22 protein-coding genes are annotated in these 18,867 nt (G+C 64.5%); 11 read left to right on the forward strand and 11 right to left on the reverse strand.

Annotated elements, in window-relative coordinates:
• The first annotated feature begins 152 nt into the window (after positions 1 to 152).
• The 4 genes from FJ951_RS03735 (at position 153) to FJ951_RS03750 (ending at position 2,243) form a co-directional block, all read left to right on the forward strand.
• Positions 153 to 752: a rod-binding protein gene (locus tag FJ951_RS03735; RefSeq protein WP_181172115.1), complete on the forward strand. Its 600-nt coding sequence runs from the start codon at positions 153 to 155 to the stop codon at positions 750 to 752.
• 13 nt (positions 753 to 765) lie between these two features.
• A complete protein-coding gene (locus FJ951_RS03740; protein WP_140496250.1) occupies positions 766 to 1,191 on the forward strand; it encodes a hypothetical protein in 426 nt (141 codons plus the stop codon).
• A 30-nt stretch (positions 1,192 to 1,221) separates the two neighbouring features.
• The gene (locus FJ951_RS03745; RefSeq protein WP_140513659.1) at positions 1,222 to 1,743 is read left to right on the forward strand and encodes a hypothetical protein; all 522 of its coding nucleotides are present in this window, start codon (positions 1,222 to 1,224) and stop codon (positions 1,741 to 1,743) included.
• Positions 1,744 to 1,958: 215 nt separating this feature from the next.
• On the forward strand, positions 1,959 to 2,243 hold the full coding sequence (locus FJ951_RS03750; protein WP_140513660.1) for an SCP2 sterol-binding domain-containing protein: 285 nt from the start codon (positions 1,959 to 1,961) through the stop codon (positions 2,241 to 2,243).
• An 83-nt stretch (positions 2,244 to 2,326) separates the two neighbouring features.
• Here the strand turns inward: FJ951_RS03750 and FJ951_RS03755 are convergent, their stop codons facing one another.
• Together FJ951_RS03755 and odc2 are read right to left on the reverse strand one after the other, a co-directional pair.
• Positions 2,327 to 2,884 (reverse strand): N-acetyltransferase, encoded by a 558-nt coding sequence (locus FJ951_RS03755; RefSeq protein ID WP_226880593.1) that lies wholly within the window; start codon positions 2,882 to 2,884, stop codon positions 2,327 to 2,329.
• 267 nt (positions 2,885 to 3,151) lie between these two features.
• Positions 3,152 to 4,285, reverse strand: coding sequence for an ornithine/lysine decarboxylase (gene odc2, locus FJ951_RS03760; protein ID WP_140513661.1), 1,134 nt, complete (start codon positions 4,283 to 4,285; stop codon positions 3,152 to 3,154).
• A gap of 685 nt (positions 4,286 to 4,970) precedes the next feature.
• On the opposite strand from odc2, the gene FJ951_RS03765 reads away from it, so the two are divergent.
• The 3 genes from FJ951_RS03765 (at position 4,971) to FJ951_RS03775 (ending at position 7,787) form a co-directional block, all read left to right on the forward strand.
• Positions 4,971 to 5,870, forward strand: a complete 900-nt coding sequence (locus FJ951_RS03765; protein ID WP_140496254.1) for a LysR family transcriptional regulator — start codon at positions 4,971 to 4,973, stop codon at positions 5,868 to 5,870.
• 88 nt (positions 5,871 to 5,958) lie between these two features.
• Positions 5,959 to 6,627, forward strand: a complete 669-nt coding sequence (locus FJ951_RS03770; RefSeq protein ID WP_140496255.1) for a DUF1007 family protein — start codon at positions 5,959 to 5,961, stop codon at positions 6,625 to 6,627.
• Positions 6,624 to 7,787, forward strand: coding sequence for a nickel/cobalt transporter (locus FJ951_RS03775; protein WP_140513662.1), 1,164 nt, complete (start codon positions 6,624 to 6,626; stop codon positions 7,785 to 7,787). Before FJ951_RS03770 ends, FJ951_RS03775 begins: the two co-directional genes overlap by 4 nt.
• Positions 7,788 to 7,936: 149 nt before the next feature.
• Here the strand turns inward: FJ951_RS03775 and denD are convergent, their stop codons facing one another.
• Genes denD through FJ951_RS03795 form a run of 4 tightly spaced genes read right to left on the reverse strand, consistent with a single transcriptional unit; the run spans position 7,937 to position 10,924 of the window.
• Positions 7,937 to 8,911 (reverse strand): D-erythronate dehydrogenase, encoded by a 975-nt coding sequence (gene denD / locus FJ951_RS03780; RefSeq protein ID WP_140513663.1) that lies wholly within the window; start codon positions 8,909 to 8,911, stop codon positions 7,937 to 7,939.
• A 12-nt stretch (positions 8,912 to 8,923) separates the two neighbouring features.
• Positions 8,924 to 9,136 (reverse strand): hypothetical protein, encoded by a 213-nt coding sequence (locus FJ951_RS03785; protein WP_140513664.1) that lies wholly within the window; start codon positions 9,134 to 9,136, stop codon positions 8,924 to 8,926.
• A 60-nt stretch (positions 9,137 to 9,196) separates the two neighbouring features.
• On the reverse strand, positions 9,197 to 10,210 hold the full coding sequence (locus FJ951_RS03790; RefSeq protein ID WP_140513665.1) for a cation diffusion facilitator family transporter: 1,014 nt from the start codon (positions 10,208 to 10,210) through the stop codon (positions 9,197 to 9,199).
• Positions 10,211 to 10,237: 27 nt separating this feature from the next.
• Positions 10,238 to 10,924: a GNAT family protein gene (locus FJ951_RS03795; protein ID WP_140513666.1), complete on the reverse strand. Its 687-nt coding sequence runs from the start codon at positions 10,922 to 10,924 to the stop codon at positions 10,238 to 10,240.
• 83 nt (positions 10,925 to 11,007) lie between these two features.
• On the opposite strand from FJ951_RS03795, the gene FJ951_RS03800 reads away from it, so the two are divergent.
• Positions 11,008 to 12,192 (forward strand): pyridoxal phosphate-dependent aminotransferase, encoded by a 1,185-nt coding sequence (locus FJ951_RS03800; protein ID WP_140513667.1) that lies wholly within the window; start codon positions 11,008 to 11,010, stop codon positions 12,190 to 12,192.
• Between the two features lie 148 nt (positions 12,193 to 12,340).
• Positions 12,341 to 12,715 carry a YciI family protein gene (locus tag FJ951_RS03805; RefSeq protein ID WP_140496262.1) on the forward strand — a complete coding sequence of 125 codons (375 nt, stop codon included), beginning with the start codon at positions 12,341 to 12,343 and terminating at the stop codon, positions 12,713 to 12,715.
• An 84-nt stretch (positions 12,716 to 12,799) separates the two neighbouring features.
• On the opposite strand, the gene FJ951_RS03810 is transcribed toward FJ951_RS03805, so the two are convergent.
• The 3 genes from FJ951_RS03810 to FJ951_RS03820 form a co-directional block, all read right to left on the reverse strand.
• Positions 12,800 to 13,552, reverse strand: a complete 753-nt coding sequence (locus tag FJ951_RS03810; RefSeq protein ID WP_140513668.1) for an SDR family oxidoreductase — start codon at positions 13,550 to 13,552, stop codon at positions 12,800 to 12,802.
• A gap of 482 nt (positions 13,553 to 14,034) precedes the next feature.
• Entirely contained in the window at positions 14,035 to 14,775 is a 741-nt protein-coding gene (locus FJ951_RS03815) for a tellurite resistance TerB family protein (protein ID WP_140513669.1), read from the reverse strand.
• A gap of 116 nt (positions 14,776 to 14,891) precedes the next feature.
• Entirely contained in the window at positions 14,892 to 15,821 is a 930-nt protein-coding gene (locus FJ951_RS03820; protein WP_140513670.1) for a rhodanese-related sulfurtransferase, read from the reverse strand.
• Between the two features lie 187 nt (positions 15,822 to 16,008).
• On the opposite strand from FJ951_RS03820, the gene FJ951_RS03825 reads away from it, so the two are divergent.
• Positions 16,009 to 16,647, forward strand: coding sequence for a 2-dehydro-3-deoxy-phosphogluconate aldolase (locus FJ951_RS03825; protein WP_140513671.1), 639 nt, complete (start codon positions 16,009 to 16,011; stop codon positions 16,645 to 16,647).
• A 12-nt stretch (positions 16,648 to 16,659) separates the two neighbouring features.
• On the opposite strand, the gene FJ951_RS03830 is transcribed toward FJ951_RS03825, so the two are convergent.
• Positions 16,660 to 17,418 carry an SDR family oxidoreductase gene (locus FJ951_RS03830; RefSeq protein WP_140513672.1) on the reverse strand — a complete coding sequence of 253 codons (759 nt, stop codon included), beginning with the start codon at positions 17,416 to 17,418 and terminating at the stop codon, positions 16,660 to 16,662.
• A 219-nt stretch (positions 17,419 to 17,637) separates the two neighbouring features.
• Here FJ951_RS03830 and FJ951_RS03835 point away from each other — a divergent pair, with 219 nt between their 5' ends.
• Positions 17,638 to 18,531, forward strand: coding sequence for an AraC family transcriptional regulator (locus FJ951_RS03835; RefSeq protein WP_140513673.1), 894 nt, complete (start codon positions 17,638 to 17,640; stop codon positions 18,529 to 18,531).
• An 86-nt stretch (positions 18,532 to 18,617) separates the two neighbouring features.
• On the opposite strand, the gene FJ951_RS28360 is transcribed toward FJ951_RS03835, so the two are convergent.
• Positions 18,618 to 18,794 carry a hypothetical protein gene (locus FJ951_RS28360; RefSeq protein WP_181165230.1) on the reverse strand — a complete coding sequence of 59 codons (177 nt, stop codon included), beginning with the start codon at positions 18,792 to 18,794 and terminating at the stop codon, positions 18,618 to 18,620.
• Between the last annotated feature and the right edge of the window lie 73 nt (positions 18,795 to 18,867).

The raw sequence follows: 18,867 nt of genomic DNA on the forward strand, positions 1-18,867 counted from the left end.
TCGGGCGAGACGCTTTCTGCAGGTCGTTCTCCCAAAACCGGAAGCCACTTTTTACCCGACATGCGTTGTTGAAAATCTGGCTACGCGGCTGGATACAGAGAACCCTGACCTTGCTCCCTCCCCCCGCAAGCCTGCCACAAGCTTGTTGAGGCATGGTCTGGCCAAGGAAAACCGATAAAAGGCGGACTTTCTTGGCGATCTCTCCACCCAGCGACATCGTGATGGATGTTGTCCGAGCAGCCGAGCCGGCGGATCTCGCGGCCGCGCGCGCCGCACTGACCAGGCATGCGGGCGGCGTTGCCGGCAGCTTTTCGGTCGAGGCCGCTTCGGCCGGGACGATGCTCTCGCGCGCCACCGCCGACCAGGCCCTGGCGGCCGATCCATCCAAGAAGTTCAAGAAATTCGAAGCCATGGTGCTCCAGACCTTCATCCAGAACATGATGCCCAAGGACACCGAGGGCGTGTACGGCAAGGGCCTGGCCGGCGACATGTGGAAATCGCAGCTCGCCGAGCGCGTCGCCGACGTCATGGCCGAGCGTGGTGGCATCGGCATCGCCAAGTCGCTGCTCGCCGACCATTATCTCGAAGGCAAGCGCAAGGTGCCGATCGGCCCGGTCTCCGGCGGGCCTGAAAAGACCGAGATCGACCGGCAGAGCCGTCTGTCCACCTCGCTCGTCCAGGAACTGCAGCGCAAGGCCGCCAGGTCCATGACCGGCGATGAAACGACCACAAAGACAGACATCAAGATCTAGACTGGGAAACGCCATGGCCGACTTTTCGGAATTCACCGCCAACCTGCCGGCGCGCACGGCCACATCGGAAGCCCCGGTCGCACTCGCGCGGCCCGGAAACCTTGCCGCCATCATCGGCCGCATCGAGGAAGTCGTCGAGCAAGAGACGGCCGGGCTGCGCAGCGACACCGGCTACGATCTCAAGGCATCGAACGCGCGCAAGAGCCGCTATCTCTATGAACTGACCCGTGCCATGCGCGGCGGCAGCGAAGCCGAGTTCCTCGAACAGCACCGCGAAGGTCTTGTCCGGCTTCGCCAGAAGCTGGCGAAGAACGAGGCGGCGATCCTGGCGCATCTGAGCGCCGTCAACGAGGTCGCAGGCCTGTTGCGCACCGCCATCCAGCGCGCCGAAACCGACGGCACTTATTCCGCCGGCGAGTTCGGCCGGGCGCGCGGTTAGCGCGCGGTGGTCGCCGGCTCGGGTGCCTGAATGGTCAAGGTCATCGCCATCGCGGTCTGGATCTGCGTCGCCACGCTCGGCGCGGTGTTCTATTCGTTCCAGGCCGCCGGCGACCGCGGCGTCGGCGAAAAGCCGAAGCCGATGCTGGGCGGACTGGACTACGTCAAGACCGAGGTCATCTCTGTGCCGCTGATCCGAAACGCCAGGATCGACGGTTATTTCCTGACCAAGTTGGTCTACACGGTCGAACCCGAGCAGATCAAGAAACTGTCGATCCCGGCCGAGGCGCTGATCACCGATCAGGTCTATTCCTACCTCTATTCCAATCCGCAGATCGACTTCACCAAGAAGGAGACGATCGACCTCGACGCCTTCCGCGCCGCGATCCGCGATACCGTCAACACACGCGTCGGCGCCACACTGGTGCATGAGGTTCTGGTCGATCAGGTCAATTTCCTGAGCAAGGATGAGATTCGCGACAACTGGCTGCGCCGCCGGCAGGAGGCCGGCGCCACGGCATCCGAGATGACCAAGGCGTTCAAGTCGCATTGAGCCATCGGGATACCACTGGCCAGGGACGGTGATCGGCTCCTCGCCCGGCTGCGGCGATAGGAACCAGGCCCTGCAATCCGCGTTGACGTAAACGTCAATCCAAAGCTATATGCGGCAGCGACCGTGGCCCCGAAGATGCATGGGTCTCGGGCGGATCATGCCGGGGCGCGACAGATGCAACCGAACAGGCAGATGCAACCAGACAGGAGAACAGCGTGAGCGTTCAGGAGATTGCCGACAAGATCAGGTCGCGCGTGGCCAGCAGCGGGTTCGATCGTTCCGTGAAATTCGACACCGGCAGCGATGGCGTCATCGTCATCGACGGCGCCGATGTCTCGACCACCGATGGCCCCGCCGACTGCACCATCAAGCTCTCGCTCGACGATCTGGACTCGCTGATATCGGGCGATCTCAACCCGACCATGGCGTTCATGACCGGCAAGATAAAGGTCGAAGGCGACATGTCTGTCGCCATGGCGCTCAGCCAGTTGATCGGCTGAGACAGAAGACCGCCGAGACTGTTCTCGGGACGAAAACGCCGCCGTTTCGGGCGGCGTTTTTCGTTCGTTTGGGGCTCAGCGCCTCAGGCCGCCAGCGTCGGCGCCTTCAGCTTGCGCCCCGCGGCCTTCAGCGTGCCATGGACGCCGTCGAGCGCGCCCTCCACCAGTTCCACCGCGAGCAGCCGATGCCGCTCATACGGGCCCGGCATGGCCAGCGAACCGGTCTTTGCGGCTGAGAAGCCGAAGCGGCCGTAATAGGGCGCGTCGCCGACCAGCAGGATCGCCGCGTGGCCGAGACGCGCGGCTTCGGCGACCGCATGGCGCATCAGCGCCGAGCCGATGCCGGCACTCTTGAGCGAAGGAGCGACCGCCAGGGGCCCAAGCAACAGTGCTGCCGGACCGCCCTCGCCCAGCGTGACGTCCCAGAGCCGCACCGTGCCCATCACGGCGCCCGATGCGTCGCGCGCGACGAAAGCCAGGCCTTCCGAGGGCCGCCGGCCCCGCCGCAGCTTCTCCGACGACTTCGTCTTGCGCTTCGGCCCCATGGCGGCATCGAGCAACGCCTCGCGCGCCGCGATGTCATCAGGCGTTTCGGCAACGATGGCGAAAGCACGGGCACTCTCCCCCCTCGAGGGGGAGATGTCGCCGAAGGCGACAGAGGGGTTCGCCGCGCGTGAAGCGCTAGCCCCATGCGGTCCAAGAGACGTCGAGGCGGCTGAGACAAACCCCTCCGGCCAGTTCGTGACCATCTCCACCTCTGAAGGGGAGATGTCGCGCGCAGCGCCTTCGACAACGAAATTTGCAATGTCCATTTCCGCGATCCATTCACGAGCGGAGACTGTTCCACAGGCGAGCCCGGATGGGCGACAAACGCCCACCTGGGATGATCCGACGGTTCTTTCGAACCGTCAGATCACGTAGGATCGGAGAGGCTCGAAGCCGTTGAAGGCGACCGCCGAATAGGTGGTCGTGTAGGCCCCGGTGCCTTCGATCAGCACCTCGTCGCCGATGGTCAGCGACAGAGGCAGCGGATAGGGCGTCTTCTCATACATCACGTCCGCCGAATCGCAGGTCGGGCCGGCGAGCACGCAAGGCGCGGTTTCCGTGCCGTCATGCGCGGTCACTAGGGGATAGCGGATCGCCTCGTCCATCGTCTCGGCCAGGCCGCCGAATTTGCCGATGTCGAGGAACACCCAGCGCACATTGTCGTTGTCCGCCTTCTTCGAGATCAGCACGACTTCCGACTTGATGACGCCGGCATTGCCGACCATGCCGCGGCCCGGCTCGATGATGGTCTCGGGAATGGCGTTGCCGAAATGCTTGCGCAGCGCCGAGAAGATGGCCTGGCCATAAGCCTGGGCCGCCGGCACGTCGCGCAGGTAGCGCGTCGGGAAGCCGCCGCCCATATTGACCATCTTCAAGACGATGCCTTCCTCGGCGAGCGTCGAAAACACGGTCTTGGCGTCGGCCAGCGCGCGATCCCAGGCCGTCAGGTCGGTCTGCTGCGAGCCGACGTGGAACGACACGCCATAGGCGTCGAGCCCGAGCGCCTTGGCATGGCGCAGCACGTCGACAGCCATCGCAGGCACGCAGCCGAACTTGCGCGACAGCGGCCATTCGGCGCCCTCGCCATCAGTCAGCACGCGGCAGAACACGCGGGCGCCTGGAGCGGCGCGGGCGATCTTCTCGACCTCCTCGACGCAATCGACGGCGAACAGCTTGATACCGAGCTGGTAGGCGCGCGCGATGTCGCGCTCCTTCTTGATGGTGTTGCCGAAGGAGATGCGGTCCGCCGGCGCACCGGCGTCCATCGCCATCTCGACTTCGGCAACGGAAGCGGTGTCGAAGGACGAGCCCATCGCAGCAAGGAGGCGCAGGATTTCCGGCGCCGGGTTTGCTTTCACCGCATAGTAGATCCTGGAATCGGGCAGCGCCTTCTCGAAGGCGCGGAAATTGTCGCGCACGACATCGAGGTCGACGACGAGGCAAGGACCGGTCGGACGTCGGGTGGCGAGGAAGTCGAGGATGCGCTGCGTGGCCATCGGGTTTCTCCATCACGCCTTTCGGCGCGCACAAGGGTGCGGACGCGGGCTGTCGGCCTCGCGAACACGCGGTGGACAAAGGCGGGACGGAAATCCATGGAACCAGCCGGTGGAGACCCCGGAACCATGAAACGCCGTCTCGCGGCGATGAACCTTGGCCTTGCCCGGCTTCGGTTCGCTTTGTCTGCCTTGGCTTGGACTGGGAGAACCCCGTTCCGCACTGCCGGCAATGATGGTGTGCCTCTTCAGTAACCCCGGTCTTTGGACAACCGGCAGAGAACCAGAAAGGCCCGCACCGTCGTTGCTTCAAGGTGTCCTCGGTCTGGCGGTTGGCCGCTAAACCGACTGGAGGGGTTGGCTCCAGTTACCTTACCGATTTCCCTCACCATTCAGAGGGTCGGCGGACACCCACAGGCACGTGCGACTTTGGGCAAGCGCGATATAGGGGCAGAGAGATTCACAATCAATAAAAATCGTATCGCAGGTTGTAAAAATTCCGGCATCGAACAATGTTGGTTTCACCGTATCCGGATATCGAACGATGACAGGCACGCACGCCCCTCTCGACGCCCTTCGGCACCCTCGCAAGCTATCGGTGGTCGGGCCTGTCGCTGGCCCTTCCGGCGGCGACATTGCCCTGATACGGCTCGGCCGAAATCTCGATGCCGCACGAAAGGCCTGATTCATGGACACACTGACCCGCATGCGCGCCTTCATCGACGTGGTCGAGGCCGAGGGCTTTTCGGCGGCGGCGCGCAAGATCGGCCGCTCCAAGGCGCTGCTGTCGAAATATGTGCGCGAGCTGGAGGACGAGCTCGGCGCGCTGCTGCTCAACCGCACCACCCGCCAGTTCTCGATGACCGAGGCCGGCCACACCTATTATCGCCGCGCCTCCGAGATCGTGCGCGAGGTCGACAGTCTTGCCGACGCCGTGCGCGAATCCTCCGGCGATGTGCGCGGCAGGATCAAGCTGTCTGCGCCGCGCACCTTCGCCGACGCGCCGATCGGCCAGTCGCTGATCGACTTCGCCAAGCAATATCCCGACATCGTGCTCGACATCCAGCTGGACGACCGCTTCGTCGACCTCGTCGAGGAAGGCTTCGATCTCGCGGTGCGCATCTCGCGCCTGGAGAACTCGTCGCTGATCGCCAGGCGTCTGGCGCCGTTCTCGACGCGGCTGTGCGCATCTCCCGAACTCATCGCAAAACATGGCATGCCGGTACGGGCGCAGGATCTCGGCCGCATGCCCTGCATCGTCGACACCAATGGCCGCGGCCTGAACAACTGGCAATTCAAGGGAGACGGCGAGGATACGGTGAGCGTCTCGGTCTCCGGCCCGATCGAAGTCAACAGCCCGATGGCGGCGCGGGCTGCTGCCCTGTCGGGGTTGGGATTTGCCATCCTGCCGGATTTCATCGCCGTGCCGGATATTGCGAGCGGCCGGCTGGTGACGGTTCTGGATGACCGCACCCTGTCGGGCGCCGGCATTTTCGCCGTCTATCCGCACCGGCGCTATTTGCCCGCCAAGGTGCGTGTCTTCGTCGATTTCCTGGTCCAGTGGTTCAGGACGCGCGAAACCGCATGACCGCCTTCAATTGCGGCGCGGTCCCATTTTCGCCCCCTTTCTGGTAACTGTCGACTTCTCTCCGAAGCCAAGGGAATCGCGACCGCGAATGCATCTAAGACGGCACGCAATCATGCTGGCTTCGGCCCTGGCGGCGACATTGGCCGCCGTTGGACCGGCAGAGGTGCATCCGCACGTTTTCGCCGAGGCCCGCCTCGACGTGATCCTCTCCCCGGATCACCAAAGCGTGAAAGCGCTGCGCCATCTCTGGCGCTTCGACGATCTGTTTTCCAGTACTGTCATGATGGAGTTCGACAAGAATTCCGACCTGAAGCTTGACGACAAGGAGTTGAAGGAGGTCGCCGACACGGTCCACGCCTCGCTGGCCGAATTCAACTACTTCCAACTCGTCACCCAGGACGGCAAAGACGTGCCGATGACGCCGCCGCCGCATCTGATGGCCAATTTCGACAACGACCAGCTGATCATCCTGTTCGAGTCCGAACCGAAGGCGCCGATCAAGCTCGCCGGCAAGATCGATATCGGCGTCTACGATCCGACCTTCTACACGGCGATCGATTTCACCGAGGACGCCAACATCACGGTCGAGGGCCTGCCCCCGAACTGCACCGACAAGGTGGTCCGCCCCGACCCGGATGAGGCCATCAAGGAAAACCAGAAGACCCTGACGGACGCCTTCTTCAACGACCCGACAGGCACCGACATGAGCAAGATTTTTGCCACCAAGCTCGAACTGACCTGTCAGCCAGAAGGATGAACCCGGTGATGAGACCGTCCCTGCGTTTGGCATTCGGCCTGTTGGCCATCAGCTTCGCGATGGTGCATTTCGCCGGCTCGGCTCATGCCCAGAGCTCGCTCGGCATCGGCGTCAACGATGGCATGGCGCCGACCACCGGCCCGTTCGCCCACATCCTGATGTGGATCAATCTGCGGCAGCAGGAGTTCTATCGCGCGCTCGCCACGGCGATGAAGGCGATGCGCCAGGACAACAGCAAGCTCTGGGTGCTCATCGGCCTGTCCTTCGCCTACGGCATTTTCCACGCCGCCGGCCCCGGCCACGGCAAGGCGGTGATCTCGTCCTACATGGTCGCCAACGAAGTGGCGCTGCGGCGTGGCATCCTGTTGTCGTTTGTCTCGGCCCTGCTGCAGGGCCTGACCGCGGTCGCGGTCATGGCAGTCGCCTATTTCGTCCTGCGCGGTACCGCCGTCTCGATGACCGATGCGGCCTGGTTCATGGAGATCATGAGCTTCGTCTTCGTCACCCTGTTCGGCGCCTGGCTGCTGTGGCGCAAGCTCGGCCCTTCCATCCTGAGCCTGTTCGGCAGAGGTCCCGCTTACAGCCTGTCGGCGGCTCACGCCGGGCATTCTCACGCGAGCCATTCGCATGCCGCTCACAGCCATTCGGCGCACGCGCTGCATCAGCATGATCATCATGACCACGGGCATGACCATTCGCACGATCATCATGACCACGGCGCGCATGACCATCACCACGATCATGGCGCGCACGATCACGCGCACGCGGCGGGCGAGGTCTGCGAGACCTGCGGCCACTCGCATGCGCCAGATCCGGCGCTGCTGTCGGGCGACCGCTTCGACTGGCGCACCGCCTGGACGGCGGTGGCCGCGGTCGGTATCCGCCCCTGCTCCGGCGCGCTGATCGTGCTCAGCTTCGCCCTGCTCAATGGCCTGTGGCTCGGCGGCCTGCTGTCGGTGCTGGCGATGTCGATCGGCACCGCCATAACCGTCTCGGCGCTGGCCACGATCGCGGTGACCGCAAAGAACTGGGCGGTGTATTTCGCCGGCGACGGCCGCATGGGCAACCGCATCCATTCGATCGTCGAGATCGGCGGCGCCGCCTTCGTGTTCCTGTTCGGACTGCTGCTGCTGTCGGCGAGCCTGACGGGCGGCGTTTGACCCGGAAGTAGCGCCCGAAGGTGTGTTGAGATTCAGGTCAGGCCGCGCCGAGAACGGTTGATATCGAGAACCGAAGCGGAGCGTACTTAAAGTACGTGAGCACCGGAAGCGCAGGTATCAGCCGTTCGCAGGCCGGCATCACCTGAATATCAATACACCTTGCCGCCCAGTTCATCCTCGATATGAGCGCGGATAATCTCGTCAAAACTCTTCTCGGCGCTGAAACCTAATTCCCTTGACCGCCGCGCCTCGAACCGCGTCGGCCAGCCCTTGACGATCGCCCAGATCGTCTCGTCCGGCTCCTCGCGGATCAGGCTCACCGCCTTCGGCCCGGCGATGCGTTCCAGCGCCTCGATCTGCTCGCCGACGGTGACGGCGACGCCTGGCATCGTCAGGTTGCGGCGCGGCCCGACGGCGGCGCCGTCGATCCCGGCCGCATGGATCAGGAAATTCACCGCCGAGCGTGGGCTGGCGTGGGTATGGACGACGGTGCGCGGCACCGGCAGGATCGCCTCCTGACCGTTCAGCGGCTCGCGGATGATGCCGGAGAAGAAGCCGGAGGCCGCCTTGTTCGGCTTGCCCGGCCGCACGCAGATGGTCGGCAGCCGGATGCCGATGCCGTCGAAGAAGCCGCGCCTGGAATAGTCGGCCAGCAGCGCCTCGCTCATCTGCTTCTGCGTGCCGTAGGAGGTCAGCGGCGTCGTGTGGAATTCATCGGGAATGACGTCCGGGAACGGCGCGCCGAACACCGCGATCGACGAGGTGAACACGACGCGCGGCGCAAACCCAGCCAGGCGGACGGCATCGAACAAGGCGCGCGTGCCGTCGAGATTGACGCGGTAGCCGAGATCGAAATTGGCTTCCGCCTCGCCCGATACGATGCCGGCGAGATGGAACACGACGTCGGGCCGCGACGCGACCAGCCTCTCGGCGGCGCCCGCCTCGGCGAGATCGCCGGTATGGCTGTGGATGCTGACGCCATCGATGGCCGGCGCCTGTGGCGGTACGATGTCGTGCAGGTCGAGCGCGGAGATCTTCTGGCCGCGCAGCCTGCCGTCCTTTGCCAGCCGTGCAATGAGCTTGCGGCCGACCATGCCGGCGGCGCCCGTGATCAGAATGCGCATGTCGAACTTCCCTTATTTGCTCTGATTTTTGCGTTGGCTGCGCGCGCGCAGCCAGAACACCAAGAAAAACGCCAGCACGAACGCGGTGCCGAAGATGCCGGCGAGCACGGTCGAAAGGCCGCCGAGGGCCAGCATGATGTTTGGCAGGAAATAAACGGCAATGCCGAACAGCAGCATGATCGACAGCGCGGCGATGGCGGCGTTCTTGGTATCGCGATCCATTATGCTGTCCCGGCGTGGCCAGGGGTCGTCGAGCTCGGATTCAAGGCGCTTGGGTTCCCTGCGTCAGTGATGGTGGCCATGATGCAAAGCCGCGTCATGCCCCTGGTGGTGATCATGGTCATGACCATGGTCGTGCTCGTCGCCGTCGTCGGCGCACTGGCCGAATTCAGGTTCCACCGTGGCATGGCTGATGCCATGCTCCGACGCAAGCCGCTTCTTGATCGCGCTGACCGCCTTGTGCGCGTCCACGCCCTCGTTGAGGCAGGCATGCAGCGTCGCCATGCTGCTGGTGCCGTCGATCGACCAGATATGCATGTGGTGCACCTCGCGCACCCCCTGGACCGTCGTCGCGATGTCGCTGGCGATCAGGTCCCGGTCGAGGCTCGGCGGCACCCCTTCGAGCAGGACGTGGGCGGCCGCGCGCATCAGCGACCATGCCGTGGACAGGATCAGCAGCGAGACCAGCACCGACAGGATCGGATCGATCGGGGTCCAGCCGGTCGCCAGAATGACGATCGCCGCCACGATTGCCGCGGCCGAGCCGAGCAGGTCGCCGAGCACATGCAGTATGGCGCCGCGCATGTTGAGGCTCTCACGGTCGCCGCCATGCAGCACCAGGAAGGAGCCGATGTTGACCAGCAGGCCGAGGATCGCCACCACCAGCATCGGCCCGCCCAGCACCGGCGCCGGCGTCTGCAGGCGCTCCCACGCCTCGTAGACGATCCACAGCGCGATGACGAAGATGGCGATGCCGTTGGTGTAGGCCACCAGCGTCTTGACCCGGCCGAAGCCATAGGTCAGGCGGACGGTCGCCGGCCGGTCCGCAAGATGAAACGCGTACCAGGCAAGGCCGAGCGCAATGGCGTCGGCAAGCATGTGGCCGGCATCGGCCAGCAGCGCCAGCGAGCCGGTGAAAAGACCGCCAAGCGCCTCCGCCACCATGAAGCCCGCCGTCAGGCAGGCCGCGATCAAAACGCGCTTCTTGTCGGTCGAGCCATGACTATGCGCGCTGTGGCCGTGCCCGCTGTGGTCGTGCCGGCTGCCGTCGTGCCGGCTGTCGTCGTCACTGTGCGCCAATGGCAAACTCCCATGCCCGGATTCAGCTCAAGCGCCGAATTCCGCGCGAAAATCCTCGAGCCGTCGTTTCTGCTGGCCGGCACCGTCGAAATTGGCCGGATCGAGCCACGCCTCGTAGGCTTTGCGCAAGGCCGGCCATTCCTTGTCGATGATCGAATACCATGCGGTGTCGCGGTTTTCACCCTTGACGATCAGGTGCTGGCGGAAAATGCCCTCGAACTTGAAGCCGAACCGTTCCGCTGCGCGCTTCGACGGCTCGTTGCGGTTGTTGCATTTCCATTCGTAGCGGCGATAGCCGAGCTCGTCGAAAATGTATTTCATGAACAGGAATTGCGCCTCGGTCGCCGCCGGCTTGCGCGCGATGAGCGGCCCCCAATAGATGTTGCCGATCTCGATGACGCCATAGGCCGGATCGATGCGCATCAACGTCTGGCGCCCGGCGACCTTGCCGCTCGGTTTGTCGATGACGGCGAAGAACAGCGGATCCTCGCTCGCCTCCACCTTGTCCAGCCAAGGCTGGAAGGCGGCGCGGGTTTCCGGCGGATAGTCGGGCAGCCAGGCGAAGCGGCCATCGACGTCGGCCACGGAAGACGCTTCATAGAGGCCATCGCCATGCTTCGCGGCGCTCAGCGGCTCAAGCCTGACATAGCGGCCCTCCAGCACCTTGCGCTCCGGGCGCGGACGCGGTTGCCAGTCCTTGAGATTTTCCGACACCGAAAGCTCCAATCCGTTTGACTTTTGCGGGCCGAAGCTCACAAAAACGCAACCGCATAGCAAGAACCACACGGACGGGAAAAATGCTCCACACGATTTCGGCCTTCGATCGTCTCGGCGAGGAAAACGCCTTCGCCGTGCTCGCGAGGGCCACGGCACTCGCCCAACAAGGCCGCGACATCGTCAATCTCGGCATCGGCCAGCCCGACTTCAAGACGCCGCAGCACATTGTCGAGGCGGCGATCAAGGCGCTGCGCGACGGCCACCACGGCTACACGCCGGCGAACGGCCTGTTGGCGACGCGCGAGGCGGTGGTGCGCCGCACGCTGACCACGACCGGGGTCGAGGTATCGCCCGAGGCGGTGATGATCCTGCCCGGCGGCAAGCCGACCATGTTCGCCGCCATCCTGATGTTCGGCGAACCTGGCGCCGAGATCCTCTATCCCGATCCCGGTTTTCCCATCTACCGCTCGATGATCGAGTTCACCGGTGCGGCACCCATCCCCGTGCCGATGCGCGAGGAGAACGGCTTTGCCTTCTCGGCCGATGAGACGCTGGCGCTGATCACCTCGAAGACGCGGCTCCTGATCCTCAATTCGCCGGCCAACCCGACCGGCGGCGTCACGCCGCGGGCCGAGATCGAGAAGCTGGTCAAGGGACTGGAGGCACATCCGCAAGTGGCCATCCTCTCCGACGAAATCTATGACGTGATGACCTATGATGGCGAAAAACACTGCTCGCTGCTCGAGTTTCCCGAAATCCGCGACCGGCTGATCGTGCTCAACGGCTGGTCGAAGACCTGGGCGATGACCGGCTGGCGCATGGGCTGGTCGATCTGGCCGAACGGCGACAAGGGCGCCCATCTCTACGACAAGGTGCGCAAGCTGGCGGTCAATTGCTGGTCCTGCGTTAACGCGCCCAGCCAATTCGCCGGCATCGCCGCCATAGACGGCCCGCAGGACGACGTCGAAAAGATGATGCGCGCCTTCGATCGCCGCAGGAAGATCGTGGTCGAGGGACTGAACGCCCTGCCAAACATATCCTGCATCACGCCCAAGGGCGCCTTCTATGCCTTCCCCAACGTGTCGAAGACCGGCTGGAAGGCGAAGCAACTGGCCTCCGCCCTGCTCGACGACGCCGGCGTGGCACTGATCGGCGGCCCCGATTTCGGCATTCTCGGCGAGGGCTATGTCAGGCTCTCCTACGCCAATTCCGAGGAGAACATTTTGCGCGCGCTGGACAGGATCGGAGCGTTCCTGGCCAAGTGAGGCCTCCGGCGTTCGCCGCGAGTCCGCATCGATTGCCGCTGGCGGCATGGCAATGTCATGATGCGTCGGGAGGCGCAAGGCCAAAGACTGTGCCTGCGTGCGGGGAGCCGCTACGATCGTTGGATCAGGATCGAAATGGGGTGCCTCGATGTTTTATGCAATTCTTGCCTATCACGTGGAAGACGCGATCAAGGCACTGACGCCGCAGGAAGATGCGGCACTGATGACCGACCTGCTCAAGATCCACGACGGGCTCTATGCGAACGGCAGCCTCGGCCCCTCGGCGCGGCTTGGAGCGACCCAGTCGGCCTGCACCTTGCGCGGACCCGGCGACGGGATCGTCATCGACGGCCCCTTCGCCGAGACCAAGGAACAGCTTCTCGGCCTCTATGTCGTCGATTGCGCCAAGCGCGATGACGCGATCGCCATCGCGCGCGATCTGCGCCGCGTCAACCCGACCGCCGTCTACGAGATCCGCCCGATCGCGCTCTATCTGCCGGGCGTGGCGCTGGCGGGGGCCTAAGGCAACTCGAGAAAGCGCGTAGAGGTTTCCCGGGAAAAGCGCGTAGCGCTTTCCCTTGGGAATTGCGCAAAAATAAAGGCTTGGTCAGCCTCTGCCCACGAACGGCATCTTGGTCGCCATCACGGTCATGAACAGCACATTGGCCTCGAGCGGCAGGCTGGCCATGTGGACGACGGCGTCGGCCACGTGCTGGACGTCCATCACCGCTTCGGCGGCAATGGAGCCGTTGGCCTGTGGCACGCCGACCGTCATCGGTTGCGCCATGTCGGTCAGCGCATTGCCGATGTCGATCTGGCCGCAGGCAATGTCGTAGGGGCGGCCGTCGAGCGCCAGCGTCTTGGTCAGCCCAGTGATGGCATGCTTGGTCGCGGTATAGGGCACCGATCCCGGGCGCGGCGCGTAGGCCGAGATGGAGCCGTTGTTGATGATGCGGCCGCCCATCGGTTTCTGCTTGCGCATGGCGCGGAAGGCCGCGCGGGCGCACAGGAACGAACCGGTGAGGTTTACGCCCACAATATCGTTCCACACCTCGACCGGGATCTCGTCGATCGGCGCCGACTTGTAGCCCATGCCGGCATTGTTGAAGAGCAGGTCGACGCGGCCGAACGCCTCCGCCACCGTCTCGAACAAATCATCGACCTCGCCGGGCTTGCTGATGTCGCAGGCGACAGCCAGTGCCTTGGCATCCGTCTGCTCGGCCGCGGCGATCGCCTCGTCCAGCAGCGCCTTCCGGCGTCCGCAGAACACGGTGTTCCAGCCGGCTTTGAGCAGCGCGGTGGCGACGCTCTTGCCGATGCCCGTGCCGGCGCCGGTGACGATGGCGGTTTTTTCGGTCATGGCAGATATCCTCCGGCTGCGCCGCATTTGGCTCGACTGATTTTCAGGTGGTCCAGGGACAAAAGGCATCGCAAATGACGGCGGCGATGGCAAGCGGGACACTGGTATCCAGGGCAACGAATCCAAGCTGACAGGTTTCGTCCGGCCTTCGACCGCGCGCTGTCGAGGGAGCATTGAACGGAAAACCCGCCTGCGGCGAGTCCCTGGCGCAACTCAGCACCATAACCAAATATCTACCATAGTTGCCGTCACCCCGTCAAGGAAAAAATTCCTATCAAGGGTTCGGAGCCTGGCCGGGTACCGAAAAGCGCAATTCGTTTTTGGGAGAAGCACGGAGGGCCGACAAAAAGGGCGGTCATTGGCGACCGCCCTGATCTGGACCGGACTTGGGAGGAGGAAAGCCGATCCGACTGTCTAGAATCGTGCGCTTCCTGGGTTAACGAGAGGTTAACGCCACGAAGGCCCGCCTGTTCCGTTTTGGCCTACCAGCGTGGATTGGGTGAGGTCCCGGCCTTGGCAGCCGGCACTTTGACCGCCGAAACCGTTGCCTCGACATGGTCGATCAGCGCATCCGGCAGGCCGAGCCGGCCCGCGAGCAGATCGAGATAGCCGCGCTCGGCGCGTGTGTCGGGATCGATTGTAAGGCGCGACGCGGTGTAGAGCTCAAGCTTCTGCGCGTCGGTCTTGGCGCCGGCCACCAGCGTGTCGAGGTCGAGCGGGTTCTCCAGCTCCGCCATCAGGAATTTTTCCGCATCGGAACCGATCCCCGCGAGGCTCAGCTTGCCGGCGATCTTCTTGCGCTCCTCATCGTCGACATGGCCGTCGGCCTTGGCCGCCGAGATCATCGCCCGCACCAGGGTCAGCGTGAATTCGTCCTCGCCCTGCGGCGCTTGCGACGGGTGGAACGCAGTGTCCTTCGGCGGCGGCAGCAATTCCGGTTCGCCGGCCGCCGGCGCCTGCTCGGGTGCATTGCCGGCCTTGTAGTTCTGGTAGGCCTTGTAGGCGAGGCCACCGATCGCTGCCAACCCGCCGAGCTTGACGGCGGCACCGGTGACCTGGCGCCCGGCGCCGGTTCCAAGCAGCACCGCGGCCAGCGCGCCCGCCGCAAGAGGATTGTCCTTGGCCATCTGCACCGCCTGTCCGGCCTTGTCGCGGACCGTGCCGCCGGTGCCGGGAATCTGCGAGCCGAGCAGATCGTCGAGAAGCTTCTTGGGATCGAACATCAATGCCTCCAGGATTGCCCGGCCGAACGGGCAGGTTTCGAACGCCGAAGACGTAGGTCCCGAAACCTGGCATTGCAATGACGGGCGGCCGCTTTGCCCCGGCCCAGGCGCCTTGATCAGGACCCGATATGCGGTCCCCTGCCCCGCGCCTGCGCCAGCTCGACCTGCCGCTGGCGCTCGGCATAGCGCTGGCGGTCGTCGTCCGACCGAGCGTCGAAACAATGCGGGCAGGAGACGCCGGCGGCAAATTTCGGCGATGTCAGCTCGTCCAAGGTCATTGGATGCCGGCAGGCGCGGCACAGCTCGGCGTCGCCCTCGGCGAGGCCGTGCGACACCGAAACCCGTTCGTCGAAGACGAAGCATTCGCCTTGCCACAGGCTTTCCTCGGCCGGCACTTCTTCGAGATATTTCAGGATGCCGCCCTTGAGATGGAACACCTCCTCAAGGCCGAGCGACCTGACATAGGCCGTCGCCTTTTCGCAACGTATGCCGCCGGTGCAGAACATGGCGATCTTGCGGCCTTCCAGCTCCGCGCGGTGCTCTTCCACCCAGGCCGGGAATTCGCGAAAGCTCGCGGTCGCCGGATCGATGGCGCCCTTGAAGGTGCCGATCGACACTTCGTAGGCGTTGCGCGTGTCGATGACGATCGTGTCGGGTTGGGAAATCAGCGCGTTCCAGTCGGCCGGCGCGACATAGGTGCCGGCACTCTTCGCCGGGTCGATGTCTTCGACACCCATGGTGACGATCTCGCGCTTCAGCCGCACCTTCATGCGGTGGAAGGGCGTTTGCGCGGCGCTGCTGTATTTCACCTCGAGGCCGGACAGCCCGTCGATGGCTTCGAGATGGTCGATCAGTTCGGCAATCGCCGCATCGCTACCGGCGACCGTGCCGTTGATGCCTTCATGCGCCAGAAGCAGCGTACCCCTGATGCCGCGCCCACAGCAGAAGGCAGCCAGTGGCGCCCGCAGCACCTCGAACGCGTCGAGCCGGGCAAATTTGTAGAGCGCGGCGACGCGGACAGGCTGGGATGGCGCGGACGGTGTCATTGCCAGAGCAACTAGACGCTCGTAAAAGCCGTTTCAAGGTGAAACGGGTTTGACGGCCTGCCATGGCCCTGTTCCGGAAGAGCCCGTAAGCTACCCGGCGTGCGTGACATCACGACACGCCCGGTTGCGTCGACAGGAAAATACCCGTCTGCTAATCGGTTGAATTGACAACGATATGGAGAAGAAGATGCCCAGCAAGACCGAAAAACTCCTGTCGTTGCTCAACGGTCAGCCGGTCATCCCGGTGCTGAAGATCACTGATGTTGCCAATGCGGTGCCGCTGGCCCGCGCTTTGGCGCGCGGCGGCCTGCCGGCGATCGAGATCACGCTCAGGACCGCGGATGCGCTGGAAGCGATCCGGCGCGTGGCCGGCGAGGTCGAGGAAGCCATCGTCGGTGCCGGCACCATTCTGGATGCGCGTCAGTTCGACGAGGCGGCCGCCGCCGGCTCGCAATTCATCGTCAGCCCGGGCATAACCCGCGAGCTTCTGGCAGGCGCCGCCGACAGCGAGGTTCCGCTGCTGCCCGGCGCCATCACCCCCGGCGAGATCATGGCCGCGCGCGAAGCAGGCTTGCGCTTCCTGAAGTTCTTCCCGGCCGAGCAGTCCGGCGGCATCGCCTCGCTGAAGGCATTCGCCTCGCCGCTCGCCGACGTGAAATTCTGCCCGACCGGCGGTATCACCGGCAAGAACGCGGCCGACTATCTCAGCCTGCCCAATGTCATCTGCGTCGGCGGCTCCTGGGTTGCCCCCGACGACATGGTCAAGGCCGGCAGGTGGGACGAGATCGAAGCTCTCGCACGCGCCGCGAGCAAGCTCGCCGGATAAGCGCTTTCGCGTTCACCAGCGCAGCGGGCCGTTCTCGTCGAAATAGCCGGCAGTCGGACCATCGGCATCGAGCGTCGCCAGGCGCACGATGATCTCGGCTGCCTGCCGCACCGTGCGACCGCCCCTGTGCCCGTTGAGATCGGTCGCGGTGTAGCCGGGAGCAGCCGCATTCACCTTGATGCCGCGCGGCGCGAGCTCCCTGGCGAACGCCACCGTGATGGCGTTGAGCGCCGTCTTGGAGCTGCCATAGCCCATGATGTTGGGCGACTGGTTTTCGCCTGTTGCGTCCTGCGCGCGGGCGATCGAGCCGATATAGCTGCTCACCATGACGATGCGGCCGGCGGGCGATGCCAGCAGAAGCGGCAGGAATGCCTGGGTGACGCGGACCGGGCCGAAGACGTTGACATCATAGGTGGCCTTGATGTCGGCGATGTTCTCCCGGCTCGGCGGCAGCTCATACCGCTCGTCGGGGCCGAGCGCGTCGACATATCCAGGAGCAATGCCGGCATTGTTGACCAGCACGTCGAGGCTGGTTGCCCGCGCCGCGACGGTCCTGGCGGCGACCGCCGCGCTTTCGTCATCGACGACGTCGAGTTCGAGCCACTCGACGTCGAGCCCTTCGCTGCGCAGCGCCTGTGCCGCCGCGGTGCCGCGTTCGGCGTCGCGGGCGCCGAGCCAGACCTTGAATCCTGTCGCCGCCAGGCGCCGTGCGGTCTCCAGGCCGATGCCCTTGTTGGCGCCGGTCACCAGTGCGCGCTTCGATGTCGTCATATCCAAATCTCCTTTGTGGAGGCCTGACGCCTGTCGCCTGGAAGTGGCCCGGTCCGGGAAAACGACATGCATAAAACAAAGGCCCAAGACGCGTCGCCAAACGCGACGCGCCTTAGAGATGGCGGATTGCGGCCCGCCTCGCGCGCCGAAAACTCTCTTGCTCTTGCCTGATCCTCTCACCTGGTTGCGCGGCCCACGCGGATCGGCAATGCTGAAACGATGAGAGAGGCGCTGCTGGAATTGGTCGCCATCGCCGGCCGCCATGCGCATGGGCGGCGGACAAGGACGGCGATCCCTCGCGTTACGATCGGCCGCAGCGAGGTCCCGACGCCGCCGATGCCCGAGCTTTGTCAGCCGACGGCGCTGTTCGTGCTGCAAGGCACGAAATCGGTGCTGATCGGCGAGCGCACGCTTCGTTATCAAGCCGGCAGCTATTTCGTCTACGCGGTCGAGACACCCGCCACCAGCCAGCTGATCGAGGCGAGTATCGCGCATCCCTATGTGGCCATCGGTTTCGCCCTCGATGTCAAGGCGATCGCAGCCCTGCTCATCGAGCACGAGCCGGCCGTCGGTGGCGACGATTTCATGACCTACCTGGCCAATGACGACCTGCTCGACGCGTGGCGCCGGATGCTGCGGCTGCTCGACAGGCCCGCCGAGATTCCCGTGCTCGCTCCCCTGCTCGAGCGCGAGATATTGTTTCGCCTGTTGCAAGGCCCGCAAGGCGCGAAGTTGCGCCAGCTCGCCGGCGCCGACAGCCGCTTGTCACAGATCCGCCGGGCGACCGCCTGGATCCGGGCTCACTATGACGAGCCTATCGAGGTGCGGCGGTTGGCCGAGCTCGCCAATATGAGCAGCGCTGCGTTTCATCGCCACTTCAAGGCGGCGACGGCGATGAGCCCGATCCAGTACCAGAAGCAGGTCCGCCTGCTGGAGGCCCGCCACCTGCTGCTGGCCCAGCCGGGAAACGCCGCGCGGGTTGCCTTTACCGTGGGCTATGAAAGCGCTTCGCAGTTCAGCCGGGAGTATGCGCGTCAGTTCGGGTTGCCGCCTGCACGCGATGCCGCGCGGCTTCTGGCGCGGGGCGAAGCGGCCGCGCTGGACATCGACTGAACCATCCCGGGCGGCACGAAAAAGCCCGGCCGGCTTGCGCCGATCGGGCTAGTCTGGTGCCATGATAGTCAGTGGTGTCTTGGCGGTCAGTTGCAGACCCTGACCTTCTCGACCGCCTTGTGGCGATGCTTCCAATGCGTGACCATCTTGGTCCGGCAGTGATGCTTGCCATTTTTGATGATCACGGTTTCGGCTTGCGAGGGAGCAAAAGCCGCCGATGCCGCCACCAGCGCCAGGACGGATGCCAACAGGATCTTCTTCATGAATATCCCCGGGGTTGGAACGCAGCCATTCTAGCCGGGAAACAGGCAGCTTTTACCTTTTCACGAGAAGTTC

The sequence above is a fragment of the Mesorhizobium sp. B2-2-3 genome (genome assembly GCF_006442405.1).
GTDB lineage: Bacteria > Pseudomonadota > Alphaproteobacteria > Rhizobiales > Rhizobiaceae > Mesorhizobium.

Bases quoted from the DNA above. Each gene is read 5' to 3' on its own strand.
- FJ951_RS03735 (WP_181172115.1), top strand. From the start codon at position 153: ATGGTCTGGCCAAGGAAAACCGATAAAAGGCGGACTTTCTTGGCGATC.
- FJ951_RS03740 (WP_140496250.1), top strand. From the start codon at position 766: ATGGCCGACTTTTCGGAATTCACCGCCAACCTGCCGGCGCGCACGGCC.
- FJ951_RS03745 (WP_140513659.1), top strand. From the start codon at position 1,222: ATGGTCAAGGTCATCGCCATCGCGGTCTGGATCTGCGTCGCCACGCTC.
- odc2 (WP_140513661.1), bottom strand. From the start codon at position 4,285: ATGGCCACGCAGCGCATCCTCGACTTCCTCGCCACCCGACGTCCGACC.
- FJ951_RS03765 (WP_140496254.1), top strand. From the start codon at position 4,971: ATGGACACACTGACCCGCATGCGCGCCTTCATCGACGTGGTCGAGGCC.
- FJ951_RS03770 (WP_140496255.1), top strand. From the start codon at position 5,959: ATGCATCTAAGACGGCACGCAATCATGCTGGCTTCGGCCCTGGCGGCG.
- FJ951_RS03775 (WP_140513662.1), top strand. From the start codon at position 6,624: ATGAACCCGGTGATGAGACCGTCCCTGCGTTTGGCATTCGGCCTGTTG.
- denD (WP_140513663.1), bottom strand. From the start codon at position 8,911: ATGCGCATTCTGATCACGGGCGCCGCCGGCATGGTCGGCCGCAAGCTC.
- FJ951_RS03800 (WP_140513667.1), top strand. From the start codon at position 11,008: ATGCTCCACACGATTTCGGCCTTCGATCGTCTCGGCGAGGAAAACGCC.
- FJ951_RS03805 (WP_140496262.1), top strand. From the start codon at position 12,341: ATGTTTTATGCAATTCTTGCCTATCACGTGGAAGACGCGATCAAGGCA.
- FJ951_RS03810 (WP_140513668.1), bottom strand. From the start codon at position 13,552: ATGACCGAAAAAACCGCCATCGTCACCGGCGCCGGCACGGGCATCGGC.
- FJ951_RS03815 (WP_140513669.1), bottom strand. From the start codon at position 14,775: ATGTTCGATCCCAAGAAGCTTCTCGACGATCTGCTCGGCTCGCAGATT.
- FJ951_RS03820 (WP_140513670.1), bottom strand. From the start codon at position 15,821: ATGACACCGTCCGCGCCATCCCAGCCTGTCCGCGTCGCCGCGCTCTAC.
- FJ951_RS03825 (WP_140513671.1), top strand. From the start codon at position 16,009: ATGCCCAGCAAGACCGAAAAACTCCTGTCGTTGCTCAACGGTCAGCCG.
- FJ951_RS03830 (WP_140513672.1), bottom strand. From the start codon at position 17,418: ATGACGACATCGAAGCGCGCACTGGTGACCGGCGCCAACAAGGGCATC.
- FJ951_RS03835 (WP_140513673.1), top strand. From the start codon at position 17,638: ATGAGAGAGGCGCTGCTGGAATTGGTCGCCATCGCCGGCCGCCATGCG.
- FJ951_RS28360 (WP_181165230.1), bottom strand. From the start codon at position 18,794: ATGAAGAAGATCCTGTTGGCATCCGTCCTGGCGCTGGTGGCGGCATCG.